15 protein-coding genes and 2 pseudogenes are annotated in these 21,370 nt (G+C 53.4%); 9 read left to right on the top strand and 8 right to left on the bottom strand.

Features of this window, described 5'->3' with window-relative positions; all coding sequences use genetic code 11:
- Positions 1-75: 75 nt before the first annotated feature.
- Positions 76-1,450 (bottom strand): annotated as a pseudogene (locus HX830_RS09435) (amino acid permease).
- Positions 1,451-1,681: 231 nt separating this feature from the next.
- Here HX830_RS09435 and HX830_RS32445 point away from each other — a divergent pair.
- Positions 1,682-1,873, top strand: coding sequence for a DUF6124 family protein (locus tag HX830_RS32445; protein ID WP_152738003.1), 192 nt, complete (start codon positions 1,682-1,684; stop codon positions 1,871-1,873).
- 136 nt (positions 1,874-2,009) lie between these two features.
- The gene (locus HX830_RS09430) at positions 2,010-2,555 is read left to right on the top strand and encodes a hypothetical protein (protein WP_177099892.1); all 546 of its coding nucleotides are present in this window, start codon (positions 2,010-2,012) and stop codon (positions 2,553-2,555) included.
- 36 nt (positions 2,556-2,591) lie between these two features.
- Here the strand turns inward: HX830_RS09430 and HX830_RS09425 are convergent, their stop codons facing one another.
- The 3 genes from HX830_RS09425 to HX830_RS09415 form a co-directional block, all read right to left on the bottom strand.
- Complete coding sequence (locus HX830_RS09425; RefSeq protein WP_152738001.1) at positions 2,592-3,227, bottom strand: hypothetical protein; 636 nt, start codon at positions 3,225-3,227, stop codon at positions 2,592-2,594.
- Positions 3,228-3,416: 189 nt separating this feature from the next.
- On the bottom strand, positions 3,417-4,505 hold the full coding sequence (locus HX830_RS09420; RefSeq protein WP_152737998.1) for a polyamine ABC transporter substrate-binding protein: 1,089 nt from the start codon (positions 4,503-4,505) through the stop codon (positions 3,417-3,419).
- Between the two features lie 49 nt (positions 4,506-4,554).
- A complete protein-coding gene (locus HX830_RS09415; protein WP_152737995.1) occupies positions 4,555-5,853 on the bottom strand; it encodes an NAD(P)/FAD-dependent oxidoreductase in 1,299 nt (432 codons plus the stop codon).
- 135 nt (positions 5,854-5,988) lie between these two features.
- On the opposite strand from HX830_RS09415, the gene HX830_RS09410 reads away from it, so the two are divergent.
- A complete protein-coding gene (locus tag HX830_RS09410) occupies positions 5,989-6,906 on the top strand; it encodes a LysR substrate-binding domain-containing protein (protein WP_177099890.1) in 918 nt (305 codons plus the stop codon).
- A gap of 73 nt (positions 6,907-6,979) precedes the next feature.
- On the opposite strand, the gene HX830_RS09405 is transcribed toward HX830_RS09410, so the two are convergent.
- Positions 6,980-8,020 (bottom strand): hypothetical protein, encoded by a 1,041-nt coding sequence (locus HX830_RS09405; protein WP_177095780.1) that lies wholly within the window; start codon positions 8,018-8,020, stop codon positions 6,980-6,982.
- A gap of 112 nt (positions 8,021-8,132) precedes the next feature.
- Between HX830_RS09405 and HX830_RS09400 the strand changes: the two genes are divergently transcribed.
- The 3 genes from HX830_RS09400 to istB all read left to right on the top strand — a co-directional run bounded on the left by HX830_RS09400 (position 8,133) and on the right by istB (position 10,931).
- Positions 8,133-8,396, top strand: a complete 264-nt coding sequence (locus tag HX830_RS09400; RefSeq protein WP_177095782.1) for a hypothetical protein — start codon at positions 8,133-8,135, stop codon at positions 8,394-8,396.
- A 241-nt stretch (positions 8,397-8,637) separates the two neighbouring features.
- Positions 8,638-10,188, top strand: coding sequence for an IS21 family transposase (istA, locus tag HX830_RS09395; RefSeq protein WP_177095784.1), 1,551 nt, complete (start codon positions 8,638-8,640; stop codon positions 10,186-10,188).
- Positions 10,185-10,931, top strand: coding sequence for an IS21-like element helper ATPase IstB (gene istB / locus HX830_RS09390; RefSeq protein ID WP_177095785.1), 747 nt, complete (start codon positions 10,185-10,187; stop codon positions 10,929-10,931). Before istA ends, istB begins: the two co-directional genes overlap by 4 nt.
- Positions 10,932-11,100: 169 nt before the next feature.
- Here istB and HX830_RS09385 read toward each other — a convergent pair whose 3' ends face one another.
- The gene (locus tag HX830_RS09385) at positions 11,101-11,310 is read right to left on the bottom strand and encodes a hypothetical protein (RefSeq protein WP_069556792.1); all 210 of its coding nucleotides are present in this window, start codon (positions 11,308-11,310) and stop codon (positions 11,101-11,103) included.
- Positions 11,311-11,493: 183 nt separating this feature from the next.
- Between HX830_RS09385 and HX830_RS09380 the strand changes: the two are divergent.
- Positions 11,494-12,676, top strand: a pseudogene (locus HX830_RS09380) (IS256 family transposase).
- A gap of 489 nt (positions 12,677-13,165) precedes the next feature.
- On the opposite strand, the gene HX830_RS09375 reads toward HX830_RS09380, so the two are convergent.
- Together HX830_RS09375 and HX830_RS09370 are read right to left on the bottom strand one after the other, a co-directional pair.
- Positions 13,166-15,103: a UvrD-helicase domain-containing protein gene (locus HX830_RS09375; protein WP_218171238.1), complete on the bottom strand. Its 1,938-nt coding sequence runs from the start codon at positions 15,101-15,103 to the stop codon at positions 13,166-13,168.
- 8 nt (positions 15,104-15,111) lie between these two features.
- The gene (locus HX830_RS09370) at positions 15,112-17,406 is read right to left on the bottom strand and encodes an AAA family ATPase (protein ID WP_177095789.1); all 2,295 of its coding nucleotides are present in this window, start codon (positions 17,404-17,406) and stop codon (positions 15,112-15,114) included.
- An 814-nt stretch (positions 17,407-18,220) separates the two neighbouring features.
- On the opposite strand from HX830_RS09370, the gene HX830_RS09365 reads away from it, so the two are divergent.
- Together HX830_RS09365 and HX830_RS09360 are read left to right on the top strand one after the other, a co-directional pair.
- Positions 18,221-19,330 (top strand): protein kinase domain-containing protein, encoded by a 1,110-nt coding sequence (locus HX830_RS09365; protein WP_177095791.1) that lies wholly within the window; start codon positions 18,221-18,223, stop codon positions 19,328-19,330.
- The gene (locus tag HX830_RS09360; RefSeq protein WP_177095793.1) at positions 19,327-21,021 is read left to right on the top strand and encodes a hypothetical protein; all 1,695 of its coding nucleotides are present in this window, start codon (positions 19,327-19,329) and stop codon (positions 21,019-21,021) included. The genes HX830_RS09365 and HX830_RS09360 overlap by 4 nt, the downstream gene beginning before the upstream one ends.
- The last annotated feature ends 349 nt before the right edge of the window (positions 21,022-21,370 follow it).

Below are 21,370 nucleotides of genomic sequence, written 5' to 3'. Positions count from 1 at the left end.
ACATTTCTCCACATCAACAACAATGGCGTAATTTTATTTACGCCATTGCTCGCAGCCGACAAACCCCACGTTTACTTAACCACGCTGCGTGCTCTCAACGCTGAGCGAATCGACTTTATGGTGACCGCAGGCAAAATACACAACAGTCATAATAAACAGCCAAATAGGCCCTACTATCACCGCCACCCGTGTATCGGCCTGGAAGAACATCACCACGAAAATCAGCAGGAGAAACCCAATGGCAAATATAGATCCAAAGGGAAATAATGGCGCCCTGAACTTGCCATTCGGCAGAGCGAAGTATTTTTTGTAACGATAGTGCGACACCAAAATCACGCCCCACGTCCAGATCGCACCAAATGTAGCTATGGCTGTCATCCATACAAAAACGCTTTCTGGTGCAAAGTAATTTAGAAAGCCCCCCACGACCAGCGTCAGAATCGAAACCAATACCGCGTTTACAGGTATACCTGCCTTATTCACTTTCTGCATCCAGACAGGCGCTTGCCCTTGCTCTGACAAATTAAAAAGCATGCGACCGTTACTAAACAGACCCGCGTTAAGCGCAGATAACGCAGTCGTCAACAATGCAAAATTGACTATTCCCGCAGCGGAAGGAATCCCCATTTTATCGAAGACCATCACAAACGGGCTGCTGGAACTGGTAATTTCCGTCCACGGAATGACAGCCAAAATAACGATCAACGTACCAACATAAAAAAATAGCACCCGCCAGAAAATAGTATTTACGGCTCGAGCGAGCGACACCTCCGGATTTTTTGCCTCGCCCGCGGTCGTGCCAATAATTTCAATCCCCACGTAGGCAAACCCAACCATTGGAAGCGCTAGAAGCCAGCCCATCCCTCCGTTAGGGAAGAATCCACCGTGACTCCAGATATTGGAAATTCCTACCGCGACACCACTATTCCCCCACTCCCCAAAAAATCATGCTTATGCCCAACGCCAGCATGACGAAAACGGTGACAATTTTTATGAGACAGACCCAGAACTCAAACTCGCCAAAGGCCTTGATCGCAATCAAATTGAAAGGAGGCATAATAATCAGCGCGGAAAACGCCCAGACCCAGCTTGGAACACTTGGATACCACGCCTTCATATACAGAGATATTGCTGAGAGCTCGGCCATACCGTCAGCCGCCCAGAGAAACCAGTAGGTCCACCCGGTTATAAAACCCGCCAGCGGCCCAATATATATATGTGCATAGCGGCTGAATGATCCTGCCACAGGATTGGCCACGGCCATCTCCCCAAGTGCGCGAATGACAAACAGTATCGCCGCGCCGCACAGCGCATAAGCAAGAACAATAGAAGGGCCAGCCGCTTCAATGGCGTTTGCCGACCCCAAAAACAGGCCAACCCCAATAGCAGAGCCTACAGCGATCATATTTATATGCCGCTGACTGAGCCCACGTTTAAGTTCGGTAGTCATTACCACCTCCTGATTTATTATTGTTTATCAAGGTATTTTGCAAGCCAAAAGTCAGCCATCCATGGTGGGTAGAACCACAAAAGTACAAAGCATTCAACTTGAACCCGCTTTATAGGGGCAATACTTGCCTGCAACGCAAAATCTGGCGTGATTTAGTTTGGTCTAGAAAAGCATCCAGAATCGTGTTTTCTATCCATTCGAAAGGTCCGTACAAAATCTATTATAAGCGGCGTGATATGTGTCCCCGTTTTTCAGGCCGCCCGTGAGAAATTTTCTCACCTTGCGGCCACCGCCTACGAAAACACCGACAACCTCACCGGCCCCCATCGCAAGGTGGCGATGGGCGTGGTGCATCTGATCGAGCTGGCTCAACGGCAGGTGGATTCGCTGCCGGAAGAGGAACCACCAGCAATCACAAACTGATGGGAACAGGTAGGCAGAAAAAGGGGAGCTCAGCTCCCCTTTCCTTCCTTTTTTCCACCCAAAGCTGAAACATGGTTGATAGCTATAGGCCATCAAACGATAATCCGGCCTCCCTACACTCACGCAAGGATATGCCGTGAAGAAGTCCCTTCTGTTGGTTCCATTGTTCGCACTGCTGCTGCAAGGTTGTGGCGTGACCATGACCCGCTACGAACCGAGCTACGAAAACGTCCAACAGCTTAAGCAAACCCCACCGCTGCAACCCATCAGCAATACCCAGGTGAAGGCGGCCCCCGGCCAGGACTCACTGACGGTCCGGGCTAACCCAATCCGCTCGCCGAGTGGCAGCATCCCCTTGCATATCCAGGACGCGATCAACGAAGAGTTGCGCAAAGCCGGCTTGCTGGACCCTCAAGCGGAGCGGCACCTGAATGTATTGCTGGTCAAGAATGAGCTGACGGCCGGAGCCAGTACCGGTACAGGCCTACTCTCTGCTCGCTTTACCTTGCTTAAAGGCAATGAGGTGGTCTATGACGCGACCAAGGACGTGAATCACGAGTGGAGCAGCAATTTTATCGGAGCCATTGCGATTCCGAACGCCGCCAATGCCTACAATCCGATGGTGCGTGATTTGCTGAAAGCCTTGTACAGCGATCCGCAGTTCATTCAGGCCTTGAAGTAAGGCAAAAAAAGGGCCGCTATTGCGGCCCTTGGTTTATCAGGCGCGTGGTACGCCGGAATCAAGTGCCGAGTATTTCAGGCTATTGCTCTCGACCATTTGCTTGAGCAGCGCATTGACCTGGCGGCTGAAGGTGTCGCTGATCGCCGCTTTCGGAGTGTTGCCCATCAAAGGCACAAACCAGATCCCCATCCAGGTATTGATCGAGTCATGGTTGCTCCCATTGCTGACTGCCAGCCCTTGCTGGTCAACCGCTTCGAGACTCATGGTGTATTGATCGGTCGCCATTGCCGGAATGATCATAAGGCTGAGGCCACTGATAAAGCCCATGACCAGTTGGCCACCACCCGCCGGATGGTTGTAAACCTTGAGGTGCAGGTTGTAATCACCAGGCTGCTTCTGGAACTCATCCAGCGTGACCCGCCCAAAGAGCCCGGAATCGTTCAGCACTTTTTGCAGTTCAGGCTTGAGCATGTCGCGCGCCTGTGGAACTTCAACGGCGGAAGCGCTTTTTGGCACACCTTGGTAGAACTTGAAGTCCACATAGACATTCGGCTTGTTCGAATAGCTGGACATCGACGGCATCTTCACCGGAGCCACTTCGTCCTTGGTGAAGCTGGCGCAACCACTCAATCCCAGCACCAGGGCCAAGCCCAGAATTTTTCCAATTTGCATGACGACTTCCCTAATTGATGGCATAGCGCCTCCATGGCCGGAGCGCGGAGCGGATTCTAGAGAGTCACCAGTAATAACAAAAGGCCATACTCGAAAAAGTTGACCGAAAATCGGGAAAAGGCGGAGGAAAGAAAGCCACTACCCTGGTGCCAACCACCAGGGCGTACTCAAGCTGTTGCAGGGACTAGATCATGTCCCACTGGTAACCCGCGTCCACAGACGAGTACTCAGGCGCATCCCCGCAGGCGACATGGTCTTGATGGTGAACAGGGTATCGAGCACCGAAGGCGCTGGGTACGCCGCGGGATTGTTGCGCAGTTCCGGTTCGATGTATGGCAGCGATGCAAGGTTGCCGTTGGGGTACTGCACGGCATTGCTGATATTGGCGATTACCTTCGGGTCCAGCAGGTAGTTCATATAGGTGTAGGCGTTATCCAGATGCGGTGCGCCCTTGGGAATCACCACCATGTCCACCGCCACGGTCGAACCTTCCCTGGGAATGCTGTAGCCGAGGTTCACCCCACTCTTGGCCTGCTTGGCAGTGGCCATGGCCTGCAACACGTCGCCGCTGAAACCGATGGCCACGCAGATATTGCCGTTGGCCAGGTCGCTGACATATTTGGACTGATGGAAATACAGGATCGACGGACGAATCGCCAGCAGCGCCGCCTCGGCGCGTTTCAGATCCACCGGTTGCTCGCTGTGGGGATCAAGCCCAAGAGCGTTGAGGGTGATCGGCACCATCTGCGTCGGGTTATCGAGAAAGGCCACGCCACACTGCTTGAGCTTTTCGATGTTCTCCGGCTTGAACAGCATCTGCCAGGATTGGGTGATATCGGTGTTGCCGAAGATCGCCTTGATCTTGTCGACGTTATAGCCGATGCCCGTCGTCACCCACATATAGGGAATCGCGTAGCGGTTGCCCGGATCGCTGGCCTCCAGGATCTTCATCAACTTCGGATCGAGGTTTTTCCAGTTCGGCAGTTTGCTCCGGTCCAGCGGCTGGATCGCCTCGGCATGGATCAACCGCGGCAGGAAGTGGTTGGACGGGCTGACTAGATCATAACCACTGCCACCCGTCATCAACTTGGCTTCGGTGGTTTCGTTGCTGTCGATCACATCGTAAGTCGTCTGGACCCCGGTCTGAGCGGTGAAGTTGGTCAGGGTGTCGGGAGCGATGTAACCACTCCAGTTGGCGATACTGACGGACTCTGCCGCCTGCACTCCCCCCGCCGACAAAGCCAGGGTTAACAGTGCCGTGGTTGTGCGCTTGATCATGATGCCGCCCTCTCTTGTTTTAGTATTGCAGCGAACCTCGCCGCGACGGTTAACGCTCGTGCCGGGCGCGCCGGACTTCCCAGCCCATGCGCACTGTCGCACCGATATCGAACAGCGGTCGCGGCGGCAGGTAGCCGGGCCGGGCCTGGGCCAGCACATCGCGGAGCACCGGGGAGTCGCCGCCAGCGGCCATTTCCACCAGCAAGCGCCCCCACAACGTGCCACGCGCAACCCCGGAGCCATTGCAGCCGGACACCCCGTGCAGGCGCTCGGCGATACGACTGAAATACGGTTCGCCGGAACGGGTGGCACTCAGGTGCCCGGTCCAGGTGTGCTGCATATCCGCCGAAGTAATGCCGGGAAAACGTTTCTGCAGTCCCAGCAGATGCTGGTACTGCCGAGCCGCCAAGTCGGTGCTATCGAGGTCGCGCTGGCGATATTCGACGGTGTTGCGAATCAACAGGCGGCGGCCCGGCAACAGGCGCACCGTGGCCCCGCCCGGCAGGGTCGAGAGCACGCCCCAGCCCTGATCGTCGAGGAGCGTTTTCCAGCGCTCCTCGGTCAGGGGCCGAGTGATACTCGCGCTCAGTTCCAAGGCAAAAGTGCGGCTGCGGTGCAGACCGACCCGAGGCAGGAAGGCCCCGACGCAGACCAGCACTTGCGCGGCGGTGATTTCTCCTCCAGCGGTCTGCGCCCGCCAGCCCTTGCCGGCAATCGGTTGCAGGTCGTCGACACTGCTGTGCTCGTACACCTCGACCTGGGCCGGCAGCCGATCCAACAGGCCTTTGACATACTTGGCCGGCTGCAACAGGCCGTTGCCGCCGCAATGGATGGCTCGCTGGTAGAAGCCGCTGCCCAGGCGTTGCTGCAACGCTTCGCCCTCCAGGCACACAGCACTGGCACCCACGGCATTGAGAGTGTCCACGCGTAGCTCGCTGTGATCCAAATGCTGTGGCTGGTGAACCGCAAAATGGTAGCCGGCGTCGCTGAATTCACACTCGATATCGAGCTCGGCAATCCGCTGGCGCACCTCCTTGCCAGCGACGACGCCAATCCGCGAAGCGAGTTGATAGCCGTCATGGCCGGGCTGGCCGATCAGTTCATCGAGCGAGGGCAATTCATGGCTGACGACAAACCCCGAATTACGTGCCGATGCCCCCTGGGCCGCACGCTGACGATCGAGCAGCACAATGCGCTGCTGGGGAAACATCTGCGCCAGGCTATGGGCGGCCGAAAGACCGGTAATGCCACCACCGATAATCAGCCAGTCGGTTTTCTGCGAGCCTGTCAGCTTTGGCCGCTGGGGCGATTCACCCGCCAGGGCGATCCAGCCACATACATTGTTCAATGCCTGCCACTCCTTCACAATCCATGCGCTCAAGGCATTGCTGTCATCACCCTGGCCGCGCTACATACCTACAATCTAAGAAGATCAAAGCCAGGTTACGAACGTTATTAATTCATCCATCTATGCTGGTAACGCATGAATAAACCACTTCGCCTTCCGTCCTTGCAGGCTCTGCAGACATTGGTCCATGTGGCCGAGACCAACAGCTTCACTGATGCCGCGACGCGCCTGCACCTGACCCAGAGCGCAGTGAGCCGGCAGATTCAGCAGTTGGAAGAGCATTACGCCGTGCCCTTGTTCGAGCGCACCAGCCGTCGGGTGTCCCTCACCAAACAGGGCCGGGACGTGCTTGATGTGGCGTTGGAAGTGCTCAGGTCCCTGGGTGCCCTGCAAGAGCGCCTGACCCCGGCACCACTGGACCGCCCCTTTCGCATCCGCATCTTTGTGTCCCTGGCGGTGCGTTGGCTGCTGCCTCGGCTCAGCGCTTTTTATGCCGCCAACCCAGCACTGAGCCTGTCCATAGAAACCGTGGGCTTTGAAGCCATGGACCTGGAAAACGCGGAGCTGGGCGGCGATTGCGATGCTTACGTGGTGTATTTGCCCAAGGGGCTGGATGAACCGGCACTGACCCCCCTGTTCGACGAGTACCTGATTCCGGTGTGCGCGCCACGGCTGGAAGGCAACCTGGCACCGCCCGCGTCACTCGATGAATTGGCCGGACATGCGCTGATTCACGGTTCACCCCATGGCCAGGAATGGAGCACCTGGTTGCAAGCCCAGCCCGATCGGCCGACGCATACCTACAAGAACATCCTCTTCAACCTCGACGACCTGGCGCTGAACGCCGCAGCCCGTGGGCTGGGTGTGGCCATGACCGACCTGATCCTGGCCCGGGACGCCATCGACCGTGGCAGCCTGATCGTGCCCTTCGGCGAACCGCTGAAAACCGGTGGCGTCTACGCCCTCAAGCTGCGCGACAACCGCGCCGCGCACCCGGCCTGCAAGGCGTGGGAAATTGCACTCCACTTGACCACCCGTTTGCATTCGACTTGACCAGTCGTTTGCATCGGACGTGACCAGGCATTTGCATTGGATTTGACCACTCGCCTAGCGAATGATGGGAAGGCTACAGCAGCGCTACGGGGGGCACTACCTGGGGTGTGCCATCAGCGATGCACATCCACCCCCAAGTTCTGAGTGCCGACGTCTTCTTAAACTCCTCGACCAACTCGCCCGCGATTTCCCCGATGTCTTCCCGCAACTCGAACTGCGGACGCATTGCGTGCAGAACGTCAATTCCCATATCCCCGGCAAGAAGCTTGCACATCAGCCTGATACGAAGCTTCCAAGGCAAGGTTTTTCCGCGCCTTTCCGGATGTTGGTAAACCATGGTGTTCAAATGGGCTGATGCGTGGATGTAGTCAGCGCTGTTCATCCAGATCTGCAAGTGCGCAGGCACGCCAAGAGGTAAGACGTTGAGCGCCAGCCAATCGATTAGGCCAATGGCAACCCCGCGCGCCTGAAGCTCCATCGCCAGCATCAGAAGTACTTTGTGTAGGGAGTTTGCTGCCTTGATAGCAACAGATTTTCGACCAAGATGATCCGCTTCGACCACTATCGCGATCAGCGCAGCGAGGGCATCCAGGCTTGCCCTGCGTTCGAGTTTTTCGAGTAGAACTTGAGTGATTGGCTCGCGCTGAACACTGTCCCAAATCATGTTGCTGGTGTTGTGGTAAAGCACCAGTTGGACTTCGGTGTTTAGCGTTCGGAAGTAACTGTCGAAGTTGATCTCCTGTTTCCGGGAGATCTCTTTCATCAACGTCCATATGGGGTGGTTCAGGTCGCGGGAGGATCCAGGTGCTAGCACCTCCACTCTGCTCAAGGTCTCGGCCTTGGGCGAGATAATTTTCTGTTCGTACCTAGACCACTTGCTTCGGTAATGCCGGATCGTGCCATTCGTATTTCTTCGAAACGACTCTTTTTCGAAGTACAGCTCAAGGGCATAGGCCGTTTTGAGGCCTGTCCGCTGCCTCAGGCCCTCAAACCAATAGCCCACAGCAAGCATTTTCACCGTGTTGCTTCGGGGGGTGCTATTTTCCGGAATTGATTTGCGCAAGCTGTCTGCGAACTCCGAATAAATTTTTGCAATTCTATTAAAATCAGACACTTAAAGATCCTCAATCGATCTTTGTACCGTAAAAAATGTAGACGCCTTACGGCTGGAGCGCAAGGGGGCAGTTTATTACTATTAACTGTGACCAAACCGGACATTAAGTGCGATGCGCGAGCCCCTTGAAATCCAAAATCTGGCATCCGAATTAGAGCTTGATCTCAAAGATCGATATGGCCTGATGGTGGGTGGCAGTGCGCTGTGGAGAGAGTTGGGATACGCGTCCTATGACGCGTTTCGAAAAGCCAAACAGCGCGGGACTATCGACGTTCCCCTGTTTGAGGTGCCCAATCGTCGGGGCTTCTTTGCCCTGTCCAAAGAGGTTGCATGTTGGATTGCCACGCAGCGCTGCGCACGGCAGCAGACCGTATGAACTAGGCATATGAGGAGTATGGCAATGAGACCAGGCTAGGAGTTAGCCGGTGGATTTGGAGCACAAAAAAGCCCAGGGGTGGAGCCCTAGGCTTTTTTGATGGTATTAGGTTTTTCAGCCCTATGCGCCATCATTCTGTGTTCCCTCGCGTTCGGCGTCAAGTCGACCACCTTCCGTTTGTCTGCAATTTTCACACGGCGCGACTTGTGAGGCATTTACATGCCTGTCGCGAGGAGAACATATGAGGCTGCCAATAGGTACGCAGCGCGAGGTGCTACGTCTCGCGAGCGACCCCAAGCTTTCGAATAGAAAGATTGGTCTATTAGCCAAAGTGTCCCACAACACTGTTCGCACCATTCGCGATCAGTTGGCTCAGTGCGGGCAAAGCTGGGAAGAGCTAAAGCACCTTGACGACAAAGCGCTCGCGGAGCGTCTGCATACCGAGCAGAGAACCTCATCTCAAAGGAAGGTCTACCCGTCATGGCCCGTCGTCCATGAAGAGCTAAAACTTCCTGACATCACCTTAGAGCTCCTATGGCAAGAGTTTCGTACGAGCGAGCCAGAAGGCGTGTCTTATGCTCAGTTCACGCGACTCTATCGTGAGTGGGTCAATAGGCAAAAGCTGAGCATGCGACAGATTCACCTCCCCGGAGACAAGTGCTTCGTGGACTTTTGTGGCAGGACAATGCCCGTGACCAACCCGGACACGGGAGCGATTAGCCAAGCCCAGGTGTTCGTGGCAACGCTAGGCGCCTCGGGATACATTTTTGCCACCGCTGTGAACAGTCAAACGACCCCAGACTGGCTCAGATGCAACGTTCTGGCCCTGGAGTTCTTCGACGGGGTTCCCCGGTTCGTTGTGCCTGATAATTTGAAGTCAGCAGTGACTAAAAACACGAGAGATGTGGTGACCTTAAATCGTGCCTATGCCGAGTTTTCTGAGCACTACGGATTTCAAATTTACCCCGCCAGACCGCGTAAACCGAAAGACAAGTCGCTAGGTGAGATTGCCGTTCAACTGGTACAGAGGTTCGTTCTCGCAAGGCTGAGAGCGAGCACGTTTTTTTCCCTAGAAGAGCTCAACGAGAAAATCAGCTACTGGGTCGATGAGCTAAACAATCGTATCACACGGACGTACCCGAAGAGCAGAACCAGCCGCTTCCTTGAGCTTGATTATCCAGCCCTCAAGCCCCTTCCAGAACAGCGATACAGCTACAGTCAGTGGGTGTATCAGGTTCGGGTAGGCAGCGACTACCACGTAGAATTTGAAGAGCACAGCTACTCCGTCCCTTATCACTTTGCGAATCTTCTTGTCGATTTACGCGTGCGACACGATTGGCTCGAAATCCTTCATCAACGCCGTGTCATCGGCTCGCACAAGCTCAATCGCCAGCGCGGCACTAGCACCCTCAGAGAGCACTTGGCCCCGAATCACAGCCATTTTCAAGACTCCCAGCCGGAAGCGCTGATGGTATGGGCTGAGACTGTCGGGCCGGAAACACTCCGTTTCGTGAAGGACAACCTCAATCTAAGGAAAGATTTCGCGACAGGTTTGAAGGCCGTTATTGGCCTGAAACGCGACGTTCGCACGGGTGCGATCACGCCGTCTCGCCTTGAATCCGCGTGCGGCTATGCCAACAGCTTGAAAATCCTGAGTTCTGAGCGGCTACGATCGATCCTTCGGAACGAATCTGACCTGCGTCCCAACTACCAAAGATCCGCCCCCTTGGTCGAACACACCAACATACGCGGTGCTGAATACTACGCCTCACAAGGAGATGAGCCGCTATGAAGTCAATCCTCGATACTGCCCAAAACCTCATGACTCTTGGTCTGCACGGGATGGCCGTGGCCTACGAGCGACAGCTTGAAACACCGGCGCTGCTGAAAGAACCATTCGATACAAGGCTTGGTTTAATGATGGACGCCGAAAATAGCGAGCGTGAGAGCAGAAAGGTTGGACGTTTGCTAAAGGCCGCGAGGCTTCGTGAGAATGAAGCCACAATGGACAGCATTGAATTCAAAGCATCCCGAGGCATAGACCGGAATACTGTCATGACCCTCGGAGAGTGTGAATGGTTAGCGCGACGTCAGAATGTGATCATCACAGGCGCCACGGGCACTGGCAAAACTTGGCTCGCTTGCGCACTCGGAAACCAGGCCTGCCGCCTTGGGCGAGCGACGCTGTATCGCACCGCCAGCAAGCTTTTTGAAGAGATCTCACTTTCTTACGCTGACCACACCATGCCCAAACTACGTCGGCAATTGATACGCGCAGAACTATTAATCATCGACGATTTGGGCATCGGTGGCATTGACGCCCAACTCGGCCCGTTCCTCCTAGACGTTATCGACCAGCAGTCACAGAACGGGTCATTGCTGATCACAAGCCAGTACCCGAAAGAAAAATGGTATGACCTGTTCTCTGACCCCACGATTGCCGACGCAATTCTTGACCGTATCGTTCACAAGTCCCATGTCATCGAACTGAGGGGCGAATCGATGCGAAGGGTAAAAAGTCGCAAACGGGCGTAAGAGCATCCAGAATACGTCTATGGTGGTCAATACGAATGCAATTGGTCAAGTCGAATGCAAACAGGTGGTCAAGTGCAATGCAACCGCCTGTTTTTCAATACCTTTCGCCATATCGGAATTCGGCCATTTGCTATGCCCATTTTGGATCGTCTTCCTTTATCCGACATGATCAGAATGGATCTGGGCCACCCTCAACACCGGTAAAAGTGATTTCAGGCGGTTCACCCTCCCGCTGCCATCCGAATTGATAAAGCAGCCATTGGTAGGCGCCTTCCTGGCGGTCAGCCACGAGCAAAAGCGTCCATCCGACCCGGAGTAGTAGGTTCGCGTTTTCTTCACTACGGGTACTGGTCAGTTTAGTCGTTTTGTCGATGCTCATCTGGCACCCCTCATGCTGAGACCATTGATGAAAGCTAGCCTTGAATCCGACTGACCGATCGTGTCCCAGGAAGTGGTGTAACTGAACCAACCGAAGGCGCCCTGCGGGCGAAAGAGGTTGGTCATCGTGGTTTTTGGCTAACGTTGTGTTTGCGAAGACCTAACGAACACCAGGAAAACCACGATGACCAAATCCACTATCGCATTGACCGAGCTGGTTGAGAAAGGGGCAGACGCCGATCTGCTCAAGCAAATGATTCAGTTCGTTGCCCAGCGCATGATGGAGCTCGATGTCGAAGGCCTCTGCGGCGCCGGCTTCGACGTCAAAAGCCCAGACCGGGTGAACAGCCGCAACGGCTATCGGGATCGCCTGTGGCAAACCCGCGCCGGAGACGTTGATCTCAAGATCCCCAAGCTGCGCCAAGGCAGCTATTTCCCTGGCTTCCTTGAACCTCGGCGCACCGCCGAGAAAGCCATGGCCGCAGTGATTCAGGAAGCCTATATCCAGGGTGTTTCAACTCGCTCCGTAGACGAGTTGGTCAAGGCCATGGGCATGACCGGTATCTCCAAGAGCCAGGTCTCGCGACTGGCCGGCGAGATTGACGAGCGTGTCAACGCGCTCCTGGATCGCCCACTTGAAGGTGACTGGCCCTACCTCTGGATAGATGCCACCTACGTCAAAGTACGGGAGGCCGGGCGTATTGTGTCGGTCGCCGTCATAATCGCCGTGGCGGTGAACACCAATGGTGGCCGGGAAATCCTGGGCATGCGCGTCGGTCCCTCGGAAGCTGAGCCATTCTGGACGGACTTCCTGCGAAGCCTGATGCGACGTGGCTTGCGCGGTGTAAAGCTGGTGATCTCTGATGCCCACGAAGGGCTCAAAGCGGCCGTATTCAAAGTGTTTCATGCGACCTGGCAACGCTGCCGGGTATACTTCATGCGCAACGCCATGGCCCAAGCGCACCATGGCGGCGGCCTTGCTGCGCAAGGTGTTCGCCCAGGACAGCCGAACCGAATGCCATCAGCAATGGCGCCTGGTAGCGGATCAGTTACGGGAAAAGTACCCCAAGGTCGCCGTACTCATGGACGGCTGCGAGGATGAAGTGCTGGCCCACATGGCGTTCCCTAAGGCGCACCGGCAACAGTTGCACAGCACGAACCCGCTGGAACGGCTCAACGTCGAGATCAAGCGCCGTACGGAAGTGGTGGGTATCTTCCCGAACGATCCAGCCATTACACGGCTGGTCGGGGCGATGCTGCTGGAGCAGAACGACGAGTGGTGCCTGCAACGGCGCTATATGCAGTTGGAGGCTTTCGAGGCGGTCAGCGATAATCCGCAGGCCAAGCTGTCGGCCGTGATCAACTAAACGGCAAACTCAGTGGCCAGAGCCATGATGAGTTACACCACTTCCTGGTACACGATCCTCGCCCATCACCGTCTGATGTGATCGATCAAGTTGCGTGCTCGCACTCGTGCAAACGTACGACAAAGTCGGATGCGCCCAAGTTTCATCTCATTGTCTTAGGAGGGGAAAATAGACGAAACAGAGCGTGATCGACTCTTCGAGCGATTCCATAGCCGTGGAAATGACCTGGAAGCAGGGCTGGGGTTGACCATCGTCCAAGGCGGTGCAGGCGATTGGGGAAGAAGCTAAACAATTACGCTGACTGAAAGTTGGGTGAGCGCAGGCTTGAGAGGCTAGTTTTTAGGCCGGTAGCGGTCAGCCGTGCGCGGCGGAATCGGCCAAGAGCAGACCTTCGTGGTGAACAGCGAAGTAGTCGCTTCAGGCTGAAAGCGGAAGTGCAGGATCGGTGTCAGCCGCCAGCGCTCACGGGGCGGTAGTCTATTTTTCCCTTCATGGCACAGGCAACACCTCCTCCTCTATGAACCACTTGCTCTTTCTGATGCTCTCCAGCGCAGCGTCTGGGTTTTCCGACCAGAGCACTAGCGCCAAGCTCTCGCGCGCCCGGCTGCAGGTGACGTACAAGAGCCTCAAGCTTCGGTCAATGGTTGTCTCCTTCTTAGCATCGACGTTGCTCACGTCATTTTTGCTGAGATCCTTCGCACCAAACAACTTGTCGTAAGAGATTTGGAAGCTACCTGCTTCACTGTCGTCCATCACGACCATCACGTGAGGAAACTCGGAACCCTTTACGACCTGATGCGTGGCGAGGTCTGTTTTTCCGGCTAAGTAGTTTCGGTAGCGCGCTAGCTCCTCCCAAGGGGCAGCAAATAGAGCACACCATCCGCGTCGCATTCGAGTCTCCGACGGTTCCTTTGTGCGCGGAGGAGGCGCAGCAGGCGCGGGCGAATTGTCACTGAAGGCTGCCACTAAACGAGAATCTACTTCGAACAGTCGCGCTTCCAACACTGACTCCAGAATCTCCCTCACCGTGGCACTGGGTTTGGAACTGACCGTCGCAAAGCTCGAGATAGCTTGGAGCATTTCCATCGTGCGCAATCGTCTAGTCGCACCATCCTCTGGCAAAGAATTCAGGCTGCCATTCCGTCTCAGAACCTCCGTAGCCGCAAACTCGTTGATGCATCCGTCAGCTTCGACGCAAGCAGCTAGTTCCATCAATTCCTCTAACAACAGCCGCGCTACGGTTGGGCCTTTGTTCTCACCGCTTCCCTGTGGCGCCGCAGCGTTAGGGTCTAGGAGATCCATGGCTCGGTAAGCTTGGAGAAACCCCCCGCGAGTGGCGACAAGCTTGTGCTCAAGCGCAAGGATTTGGTGTCCCCGCGTTCTCCAGACGGTAGATGAAGTTGCGTCAGCCATGAGCTCGGCGCACAGTTCCTCCTTCTTTACTTTCTCATCAGAGCCGAGCTTCGCATCCCCCACAAACACTCGTACAACTCCGCCAGTTTTTTCCGTACGTGGATGCTGTTTGACACCAGTAGGTTGCTGCGTGCGGCCCTCATGCTCCGCCTCCCAAATCTTGTTTATCAGCGCAACGATTCGCTGTTGGCTGCGATGGTTCATCTGCAGCTCGGGACGACCCCACCCTTCTGGCACCAGTCCAGGCAGGTCTAAATGGCCATCCGTGTAGATTCGTTGCCGATGGTCACCCAACAACCCCAAAGTAAGTCCGTTCCCCTGTGGAGTGGCAACCTCCATCAACGCATCTAGGACGCCCTTCATTGTGTCTTGCGACTCGTCGATGAGGACTATCGGATGACGGTCTCTTAATATGGTTCGGAGAGTCGGCCTGTTCGCCAGCAGCCAAGACGCGGCATCCAGAACGTGTCTATGTTGGATTGCCCCTGAACCATACCTGTTCCGGTCCGGGTGGTAGATGAACTTCTCAGTAGTACGAAATTCTTCGATGTCCTGCTCAATCTCTGCGAAGTTTGTTTCATCAGTGGCGCTGATCCCTCTTACCTTCTGGGAGGCTTCGAGCCTCTCCCGTTCCAATTGCTTCGTCTTGACTGCGATAAGGGCCTCTCTAATGTCGTCGTCAAACCCACCAATCAACTCCCAGCAGAAGGAGTGAATGGTCGAGACATTAACAAGGTCGTTATTACCCAAGCGTCCGTTGATTACGGAGACAGCATTCTTGGTGAACGTAATCACTCGAATAGAACGACCAAGTAGCCGAAGGTTTCTCGCGAGTTCACCCCCAGAGTCATGGGGAACCACACCCGTGAGCCGACGTAGAACCTCAACTAACGTCCTAGTCTTCCCGGATCCCGCGCCTGCAAACAGGAAGAAGCTGCGACCTGGCTTTTCCGTAAGATAGCCACAGATTTCCTCGACGACACCAGCATCGCGCTCATTACCATTGCGAATCAACCCGACGCTCACAGGTAAACCTCCGATTCAAGATTGAGCTGCTCTTGGAGCCATTCAAGTGCGTCAGCGATATATTTCGGGCAAGTAATGACTTCACCCGAAGCAATTTTCTCGAAAATCGTTGCAGAAAAGTCTCCTTTGCTGAACTTACCATGCATCAGCGTGTGGAGCTTTTTCGCCAAATCGGCATTGGATTCCGCGCCGGTCACTGTTGTCACGACCTTGCCAAGTGCTCCAGTAGGCTTCTTTATCTTCACCCCCTCTGGGCTGAACTTCTCCTTACCCAACTCCTTGAACCATGAAATGTTTGAAAGGATCAGGGAGTCTTCGAAGGAACTCGGCCAACAGTTATCAGCCTCTTTCACAGGTAACTGCCACGTGAATCTGACCTTGCAGTCAGCCACCTCGCTCCAGACTAAACGGGCCTCTTGGGGTTCCTTGAAATCATCGAGCTCAGTGCACTTAGGGTGCCATGTCCTAAGCGTCGCGTTCCCACACTTCAGCCCTGGTTGCCCTTCATTGGCGACAGCAGTAAGAGTGATTTTGCTGTTAGCGTCTGAAGACTCTTGCACGGGGTCAATATCAGTAATGATCACCGTTGGAATTCTCAGACGCTCCACCAGCGGGCGAAGCCGATGAGCGTGGCTACCGCCGATATCAAGGAGCGACACGTACCGACTGCTCAGCGCTCCGAACTGTCGTTCTATGAATAGAGGAACCAGCATACGCTCCGCCGTCCCCTCAACGAAAACTGCCGCATCTGCGAACAGAAGATCCGTGTGCTGCACACGGAAGTATCTCTCGGCGAAGATCCGCGTATCGTCATCGTCACCAAAAACGTCACCCATATTCACAATTTCCGTGCTGGGCATCGCCACAGTTTTTGACTTGGCAACGCGCCGCAGGTACCGCAGGTGAGCAAAGCTCTGCGCATGCGCCAGGTGACTAGAGTGCGTACTGATGAGTAATTGACTCTTCAACGAGCCAGGTTCTGTTGCCGTCGGACTGATTAGTTTGTGCGCTTTATCCGAAAAGATGCGCTGGACCTGGACATGTAGGTGCGCCTCGGGCTCTTCAATCATCACAATATGGACTGGCGCAGGCGAGCCCTTTGTAGGATTCAGCCGCGCCGCCTTAAACGACACCAACTGATAACTCAAGGACTGAAGGTTTTGATAACCAAGGCCGATTGAGTATTCCGGCAGCAGATCATCCACAGAGTCCTTGCTCATGCGGTACTGAACTGCCGTACCGTGGTCGAGGAGATCCGCGGTTTGAATGCGCGTGCGGAAGTGAATTTCGTGCGGGTCATGGAGACCGGGATATCCCAGAATCTTGACGTCCTCAACCGACGGAGCTAGAGCATCTCGAATCTTCTGGTCGAGGTCGGCCTGAGCGTTCGCGACCGCTTCGACTAGATCAGCACGATGCCCATGACCAGTGGCAGCGATGTTCAGATGCTGTCGCGCAAACTTCAACAACTGATTGGAGAAGAGGCCCACACGATGCGGACCGGATCCGGAACGCGTGTCCGCTTCTTCAGTGCCTAACCCACGCTGCGCCGGTACGAAGTCCACTCGAACAAGCCGGGAAAGGTGGGTTCGGTCAACAGGCGTCGCGTTGGATGCCAGAACTTGAGCCTTGTACACCTTACCCTTCTCGATGGGGTTGTTCTCCGCGTCCAGCTTGTAAACCTGAACGCGACCAAGGTCACTAGGGTACCGGAGCCAGAAGTCCAGAAGATCGATGGGCCAGGCGTGCGAGGCTTTGTCCAAGTCCTTCACAGGAGCCCGGGCCTCACGATAGCGCCACGCAAGTCGCTGCAGTTCGTCAACAGACGAGGCCGGCTCCAACCGAAGGCGAACGCCGACCGCACCACCTGTCCAGTTGAATTTCGAAAGGAAGGGTGCGACGAAGTGATACATCCCTTCCTCGGCATTGAGCCAGAGGTCCAACGTTGGCATTGAAGATCGTAGCGTCACGAGCTGAGCGTCCCAGTCGTCGACGGACGAATCAGCTGTTGCAGGATCCTCGGCCAAGCCTTCCCAGAGTTTCCCTAGGGCTCTCAGAGCAGGCCACTGCGATAGGCTGATATCGAATGCCCCAAACGTCGGCGCATCCGAGAGGAACTGGCGAAGTGCGGTTAGGATTGACGTCTTCCCACTGTTGTTGGCTCCAACAAGAATCGTGGTTTTTTCGTCGACGTCGAGCTTGACTCTGGTAAGGCGTCGAAACTGACAGAGTTCGACGTGGCTGAGGGTAATGCTCCCAGAAGTGACTGAGGTAGGTGCTTTGTCGGTCATATCTATCCATAGACGTCAGGTTGAAGCAACCAACGAAATTGTGTGGTTGCAGATACATGCGAGGGCGCGATTGCGCCGTGCCGCCTGGCCTGACCAACCCCAGTCTCTCGACGAGCCCTCCCTTGAGATTTATAACGGAATTTCAAGGCGAAACCCAATCAGAAATACCGACCTTCTGGGACTAACCCTGCGACTTGAGCTTGATTTGCGTCACTGCACCAATGAGCAGATGTCGAGCTCAGACTGAGGAACACTTCATTCATGAGCAAAGTCCGCAATCAGCAGAGCTGACATCCACATCGGTGCGGTGAATGGCCGCAATGGGTCGATTCTGTTGAAAAAGTCGGTCTCGGCTTTCACGAAAGAAAAGTACGCGTCTGAGATTGAAATCCATATTTTGAGCAGAGGGTACAGGACTCAGATTTCACGTAGCAGCGTGCAAAAATGACGTTTTCACCGCTCAATGCATGGACCGCCAGCCCGGGTCGACTTTTTCAACAGAATCGGTCGACTTCTGCCGGTCACGACAGGCAGAAACCGGCCATGAGCGGACGTTCGCTAGAGGCGTTTTTGTGGCCAGAGTCGAGTACGAAGGCAAGGGTCCGTAACAGAAGAAACTGTCACTATAAAACAGCTTTAATCGAAGGATTTACGTGCCCCACACCAGTGAAAGAATTAAATATAGGAATTTCAGGAGGTTATGAGGATTTACGGACAAGTCGAGATGAATAATCCGAGTAACAGAGCATGGTGCCATTACGCCATTTCGCATGGTTGGTATATGCTCTCGTAAAGATCAATCTTAGGGGGCACTATGAACGATGAACCGAACGCCGCTTATCGCTTAGAGGGTATTGATCTTGAGGATGGTTGGATAGTAGGCAAAAGAATTGTCACAGGTTCAGAGGGCGGCGGCTCAGGTGGTTTCTTTTCTGTATCCTATGAGGTTCGTAGAAATGGCCAAGAAGCCTTCTTAAAAGCATTTGATATTGTTAAAGCACTTCAAATAGCAGCGCAACAGGGAAAAACGCTAATAACGGCGTTGCAAGAACAGGCTCAAGCTTTCAACTTTGAGACTGCATTGCACGATTTGTGCTTAGGTGCCAAAATGAGACGTGTTGTCAAAATCCTGGCCCATGGACAAGCAATTGTTCCAAGACTCGAGAACGAACAAATTTTCCAAATTCCATACATGATTATGGAGTTGGCGGACGGCGGAGATGTACGCGGATATATAGGAAAAACACTTGCGATTGATATGGCACTAAAGCTTACTTATCTCAAGGATGTAGCGTCAGGCATACTACAGCTGCATAAGGCAAAGGTGGCTCATCAAGATCTTAAACCATCCAATGTAATGGTTTTTGGTAATGAAATGGCTAAAGTTGGCGATCTTGGCAGGGCGAGCAGTCAGGATCTTCCAAGTTTGCATGACTCCAGTAGCATTGCAGGCGATTGGAATTACGCACCGCCGGAGCAGCTATTTCAGCATCCGCTAGTTGACTGGATGGATCGGCGCATGCGTTGCGACCTTTATCAGTTTGCTTCTGTAGTTACATTTGTTTTTTTTGGGACGACGGTCAATCTAGAGCTTATTAGTAGACTTCCTAACCATGTTAAGCCTTTCGCGTGGCAAGGGGAGTCATCTTCTTATTCAAATTCATTACCTTTCTTTATAAACGCGTTTGACGAGGCGTTAATAGATTGGGAAAAACTATGCCCTGAGTGGCTGAGCAGTAGTTTGATAGATATAATAAGGCAGTGCGGAACGCCGGATTATACTCAGCGCGGGTGTCGAAAAACACTTAGGCAGTCAGTTCCCACTTTAGGCCTTGATCGATTCGTTAGCGAACTCCAACGACTGATTCTGAGAGCCAGTATTGAGGCTAGAAACACGTCAAGCAAGCAGGCAGATTCACAATGAACCCACTCGGTTTAAAACGCGATATAATTCCTATTTGGAAACCATCTTACGAAGCTGCTAAGTCGCCTGAGTTGCTCGCGGTGAAAAAGCAGGTTTCTCAGATTAAGGCGGAGGCTCAATCGGAAACTGTACTAGCGGATTTTCTTAGCAATAAGAACCTTGGAACAGCCGCAGACCTATTGAATGCCTCGATGCTCGAGGGGAAGTCGGAGCTTTCGATCATTGCCGCAGAGTATGTTATTAGCTCAAAGGAAAAGCTTCCTGCTTTAGAAGCAATCAGTCGAAAAGTGTTAGGCCTCAAACCGCTTGATACTCACCTCAATCATCTAAATGAAATTGCCGCTTTACGATCGAGACTGATCAATATGCCGCAAAATCCAATCGCATGGGTTGATTTGGCTCGTGCATATACCGTAATAAATGAAAGAGAGAAATCAGAAAAAGCAATGTGGGTAGCGCTGCGATATTCCAATAACCATCGTTGGATATCCCGTATGGCGGCTAGATTATTTGTGCACTATGAGGAGCTAGGGAAAGCGCATCGAGTATTATTGTTAAATGAAAACTTGCGATCTGATCCTTGGTTACTGTCTACGGAATTAGCGGTGGCGAGGTTGGCAGGGCGACCATTAAAGAATTGGAATCAGGCTAAAAAGCTCGTCACGGCATCAATAAATCCAATTCATTTATCTGAGCTATCGAGCTCAATCGCCACTTCAGAAATTTTGGGGGGTGCTGACAAGAAAGCTCGTGCTTTTTTTAAACAGTCTCTGATTTCACCAACCAGTAACTCTTTGGCACAAATAAAGTGGGCAGATCGCTCGTACAAGCTAGGGTTTGGAAAGCAAATAGAGGCGACTCTTGCTCATTCCAACAACGCCTATGAAGCAAAATACTGGGAAGCGTATGAAAAGAAAAATATGCAGTTAGCTCTAAAACACGCTGATGCCTGGTGGAAAGAAGAACCTTATTCCGTTTCTCCTCCGCGCGCAATCACATACCTAGCATCAATTGTTAATGACATGCCGTTACTACTTAGATCCGCCAACATCGCTCTAAAAGCCAATCCTAGGGATATCGTTCTAAAATTAAATTATTTATTTGCTCAGATCAGTACCTTGGGATACGCCTCTTCAGTAGATAGTAAAACCTTAGAAAAGGTCACGCGCACTCTTAGAGCTATAATGCATGGCCCGGATAAAAGCGAAGCGGCTCATGCCATAGCTAATATTGGTATGCTTGCTTATAGGACGGGAGAGTTTGATCTAGGTAAGGCGTACTACGACCACGCTGAAGAATATTTTGAGAAGACGAAAAACCCCTCTCGACTTTTTCTCCTGTTGAACCATCTCAGGGAAGCGTTGATAGCGGATTCTGAATGGTCTGGGTGTATAGTTTCGAGGATAAAAAATTTTATATCTCAACCTCAACCTGTCATCTCCGCCGCTGGTGAGTATTATCTCAATAAAATAGAATTGTTGGAAAAGCAACCAGGAACATGGAAAAATAAATTTTCCAATGTTTTCATAGACGATGAGACATCTGATGAAGCTGCCGAGCCTGCAAAAATATTGTCATTGGAAGAAGCTTCAAAAAAATTCTGGCTTCCTTCCGACTTCTACACTGCGAATGAAGCTCTTCAGTTATTGAAAACTGAGCGTGACAACTCTACAGTAAAGTCTAGAAAATAAATAAAAATCCGTTTAAGGGGGGGCGAGTGTTCTAGGCTGCTAAAGAGTTAAGCCTGGACGACAAAACAAGATTTTGACGCTGTATTACCTGAGGCGTGTCATTGCTTCAGGTACCTGCCTTTATGGAAGTAGTGCTGTCAATTTACCTAGAACGACCTAGGTTCTGTAGACGTCCTCACGAGTTATAGATTAGAACCAACCATTCGTGATTGACCGATTCTGGCTGAAACTGTCGTGAGCGGCAGCTATTGGCCGATTCTGTTGAAAAAGTCGGTCTCGGCTTTCACGAAAGAAAAGTACGCGTCTGAGATTGAAATCCATATTTTGAGCAGAGGGTACGGACTCAGAT

It is taken from the genome of Pseudomonas gingeri (genome assembly GCF_013385425.1).
Classification (GTDB): Bacteria; Pseudomonadota; Gammaproteobacteria; order Pseudomonadales; family Pseudomonadaceae; genus Aquipseudomonas; species Aquipseudomonas gingeri_D.
The sequence above is the reverse complement of the archived record's forward strand: the minus strand, read 5'-3'. Positions and strand labels throughout refer to the sequence as shown.

Excerpts from the sequence above, each read along its gene's own strand:
- HX830_RS09425 (WP_152738001.1), bottom strand. The coding sequence starts at position 3,227 with ATGCAAATTGGAAAAATTCTGGGCTTGGCCCTGGTGCTGGGATTGAGT.
- HX830_RS09420 (WP_152737998.1), bottom strand. The coding sequence starts at position 4,505 with ATGATCAAGCGCACAACCACGGCACTGTTAACCCTGGCTTTGTCGGCG.
- HX830_RS09410 (WP_177099890.1), top strand. The coding sequence starts at position 5,989 with ATGAATAAACCACTTCGCCTTCCGTCCTTGCAGGCTCTGCAGACATTG.
- HX830_RS09400 (WP_177095782.1), top strand. The coding sequence starts at position 8,133 with ATGCGCGAGCCCCTTGAAATCCAAAATCTGGCATCCGAATTAGAGCTT.
- istA (WP_177095784.1), top strand. The coding sequence starts at position 8,638 with ATGAGGCTGCCAATAGGTACGCAGCGCGAGGTGCTACGTCTCGCGAGC.
- istB (WP_177095785.1), top strand. The coding sequence starts at position 10,185 with ATGAAGTCAATCCTCGATACTGCCCAAAACCTCATGACTCTTGGTCTG.
- HX830_RS09385 (WP_069556792.1), bottom strand. The coding sequence starts at position 11,310 with ATGAGCATCGACAAAACGACTAAACTGACCAGTACCCGTAGTGAAGAA.
- HX830_RS09370 (WP_177095789.1), bottom strand. The coding sequence starts at position 17,406 with ATGACCGACAAAGCACCTACCTCAGTCACTTCTGGGAGCATTACCCTC.
- HX830_RS09365 (WP_177095791.1), top strand. The coding sequence starts at position 18,221 with ATGAACGATGAACCGAACGCCGCTTATCGCTTAGAGGGTATTGATCTT.
- HX830_RS09360 (WP_177095793.1), top strand. The coding sequence starts at position 19,327 with ATGAACCCACTCGGTTTAAAACGCGATATAATTCCTATTTGGAAACCA.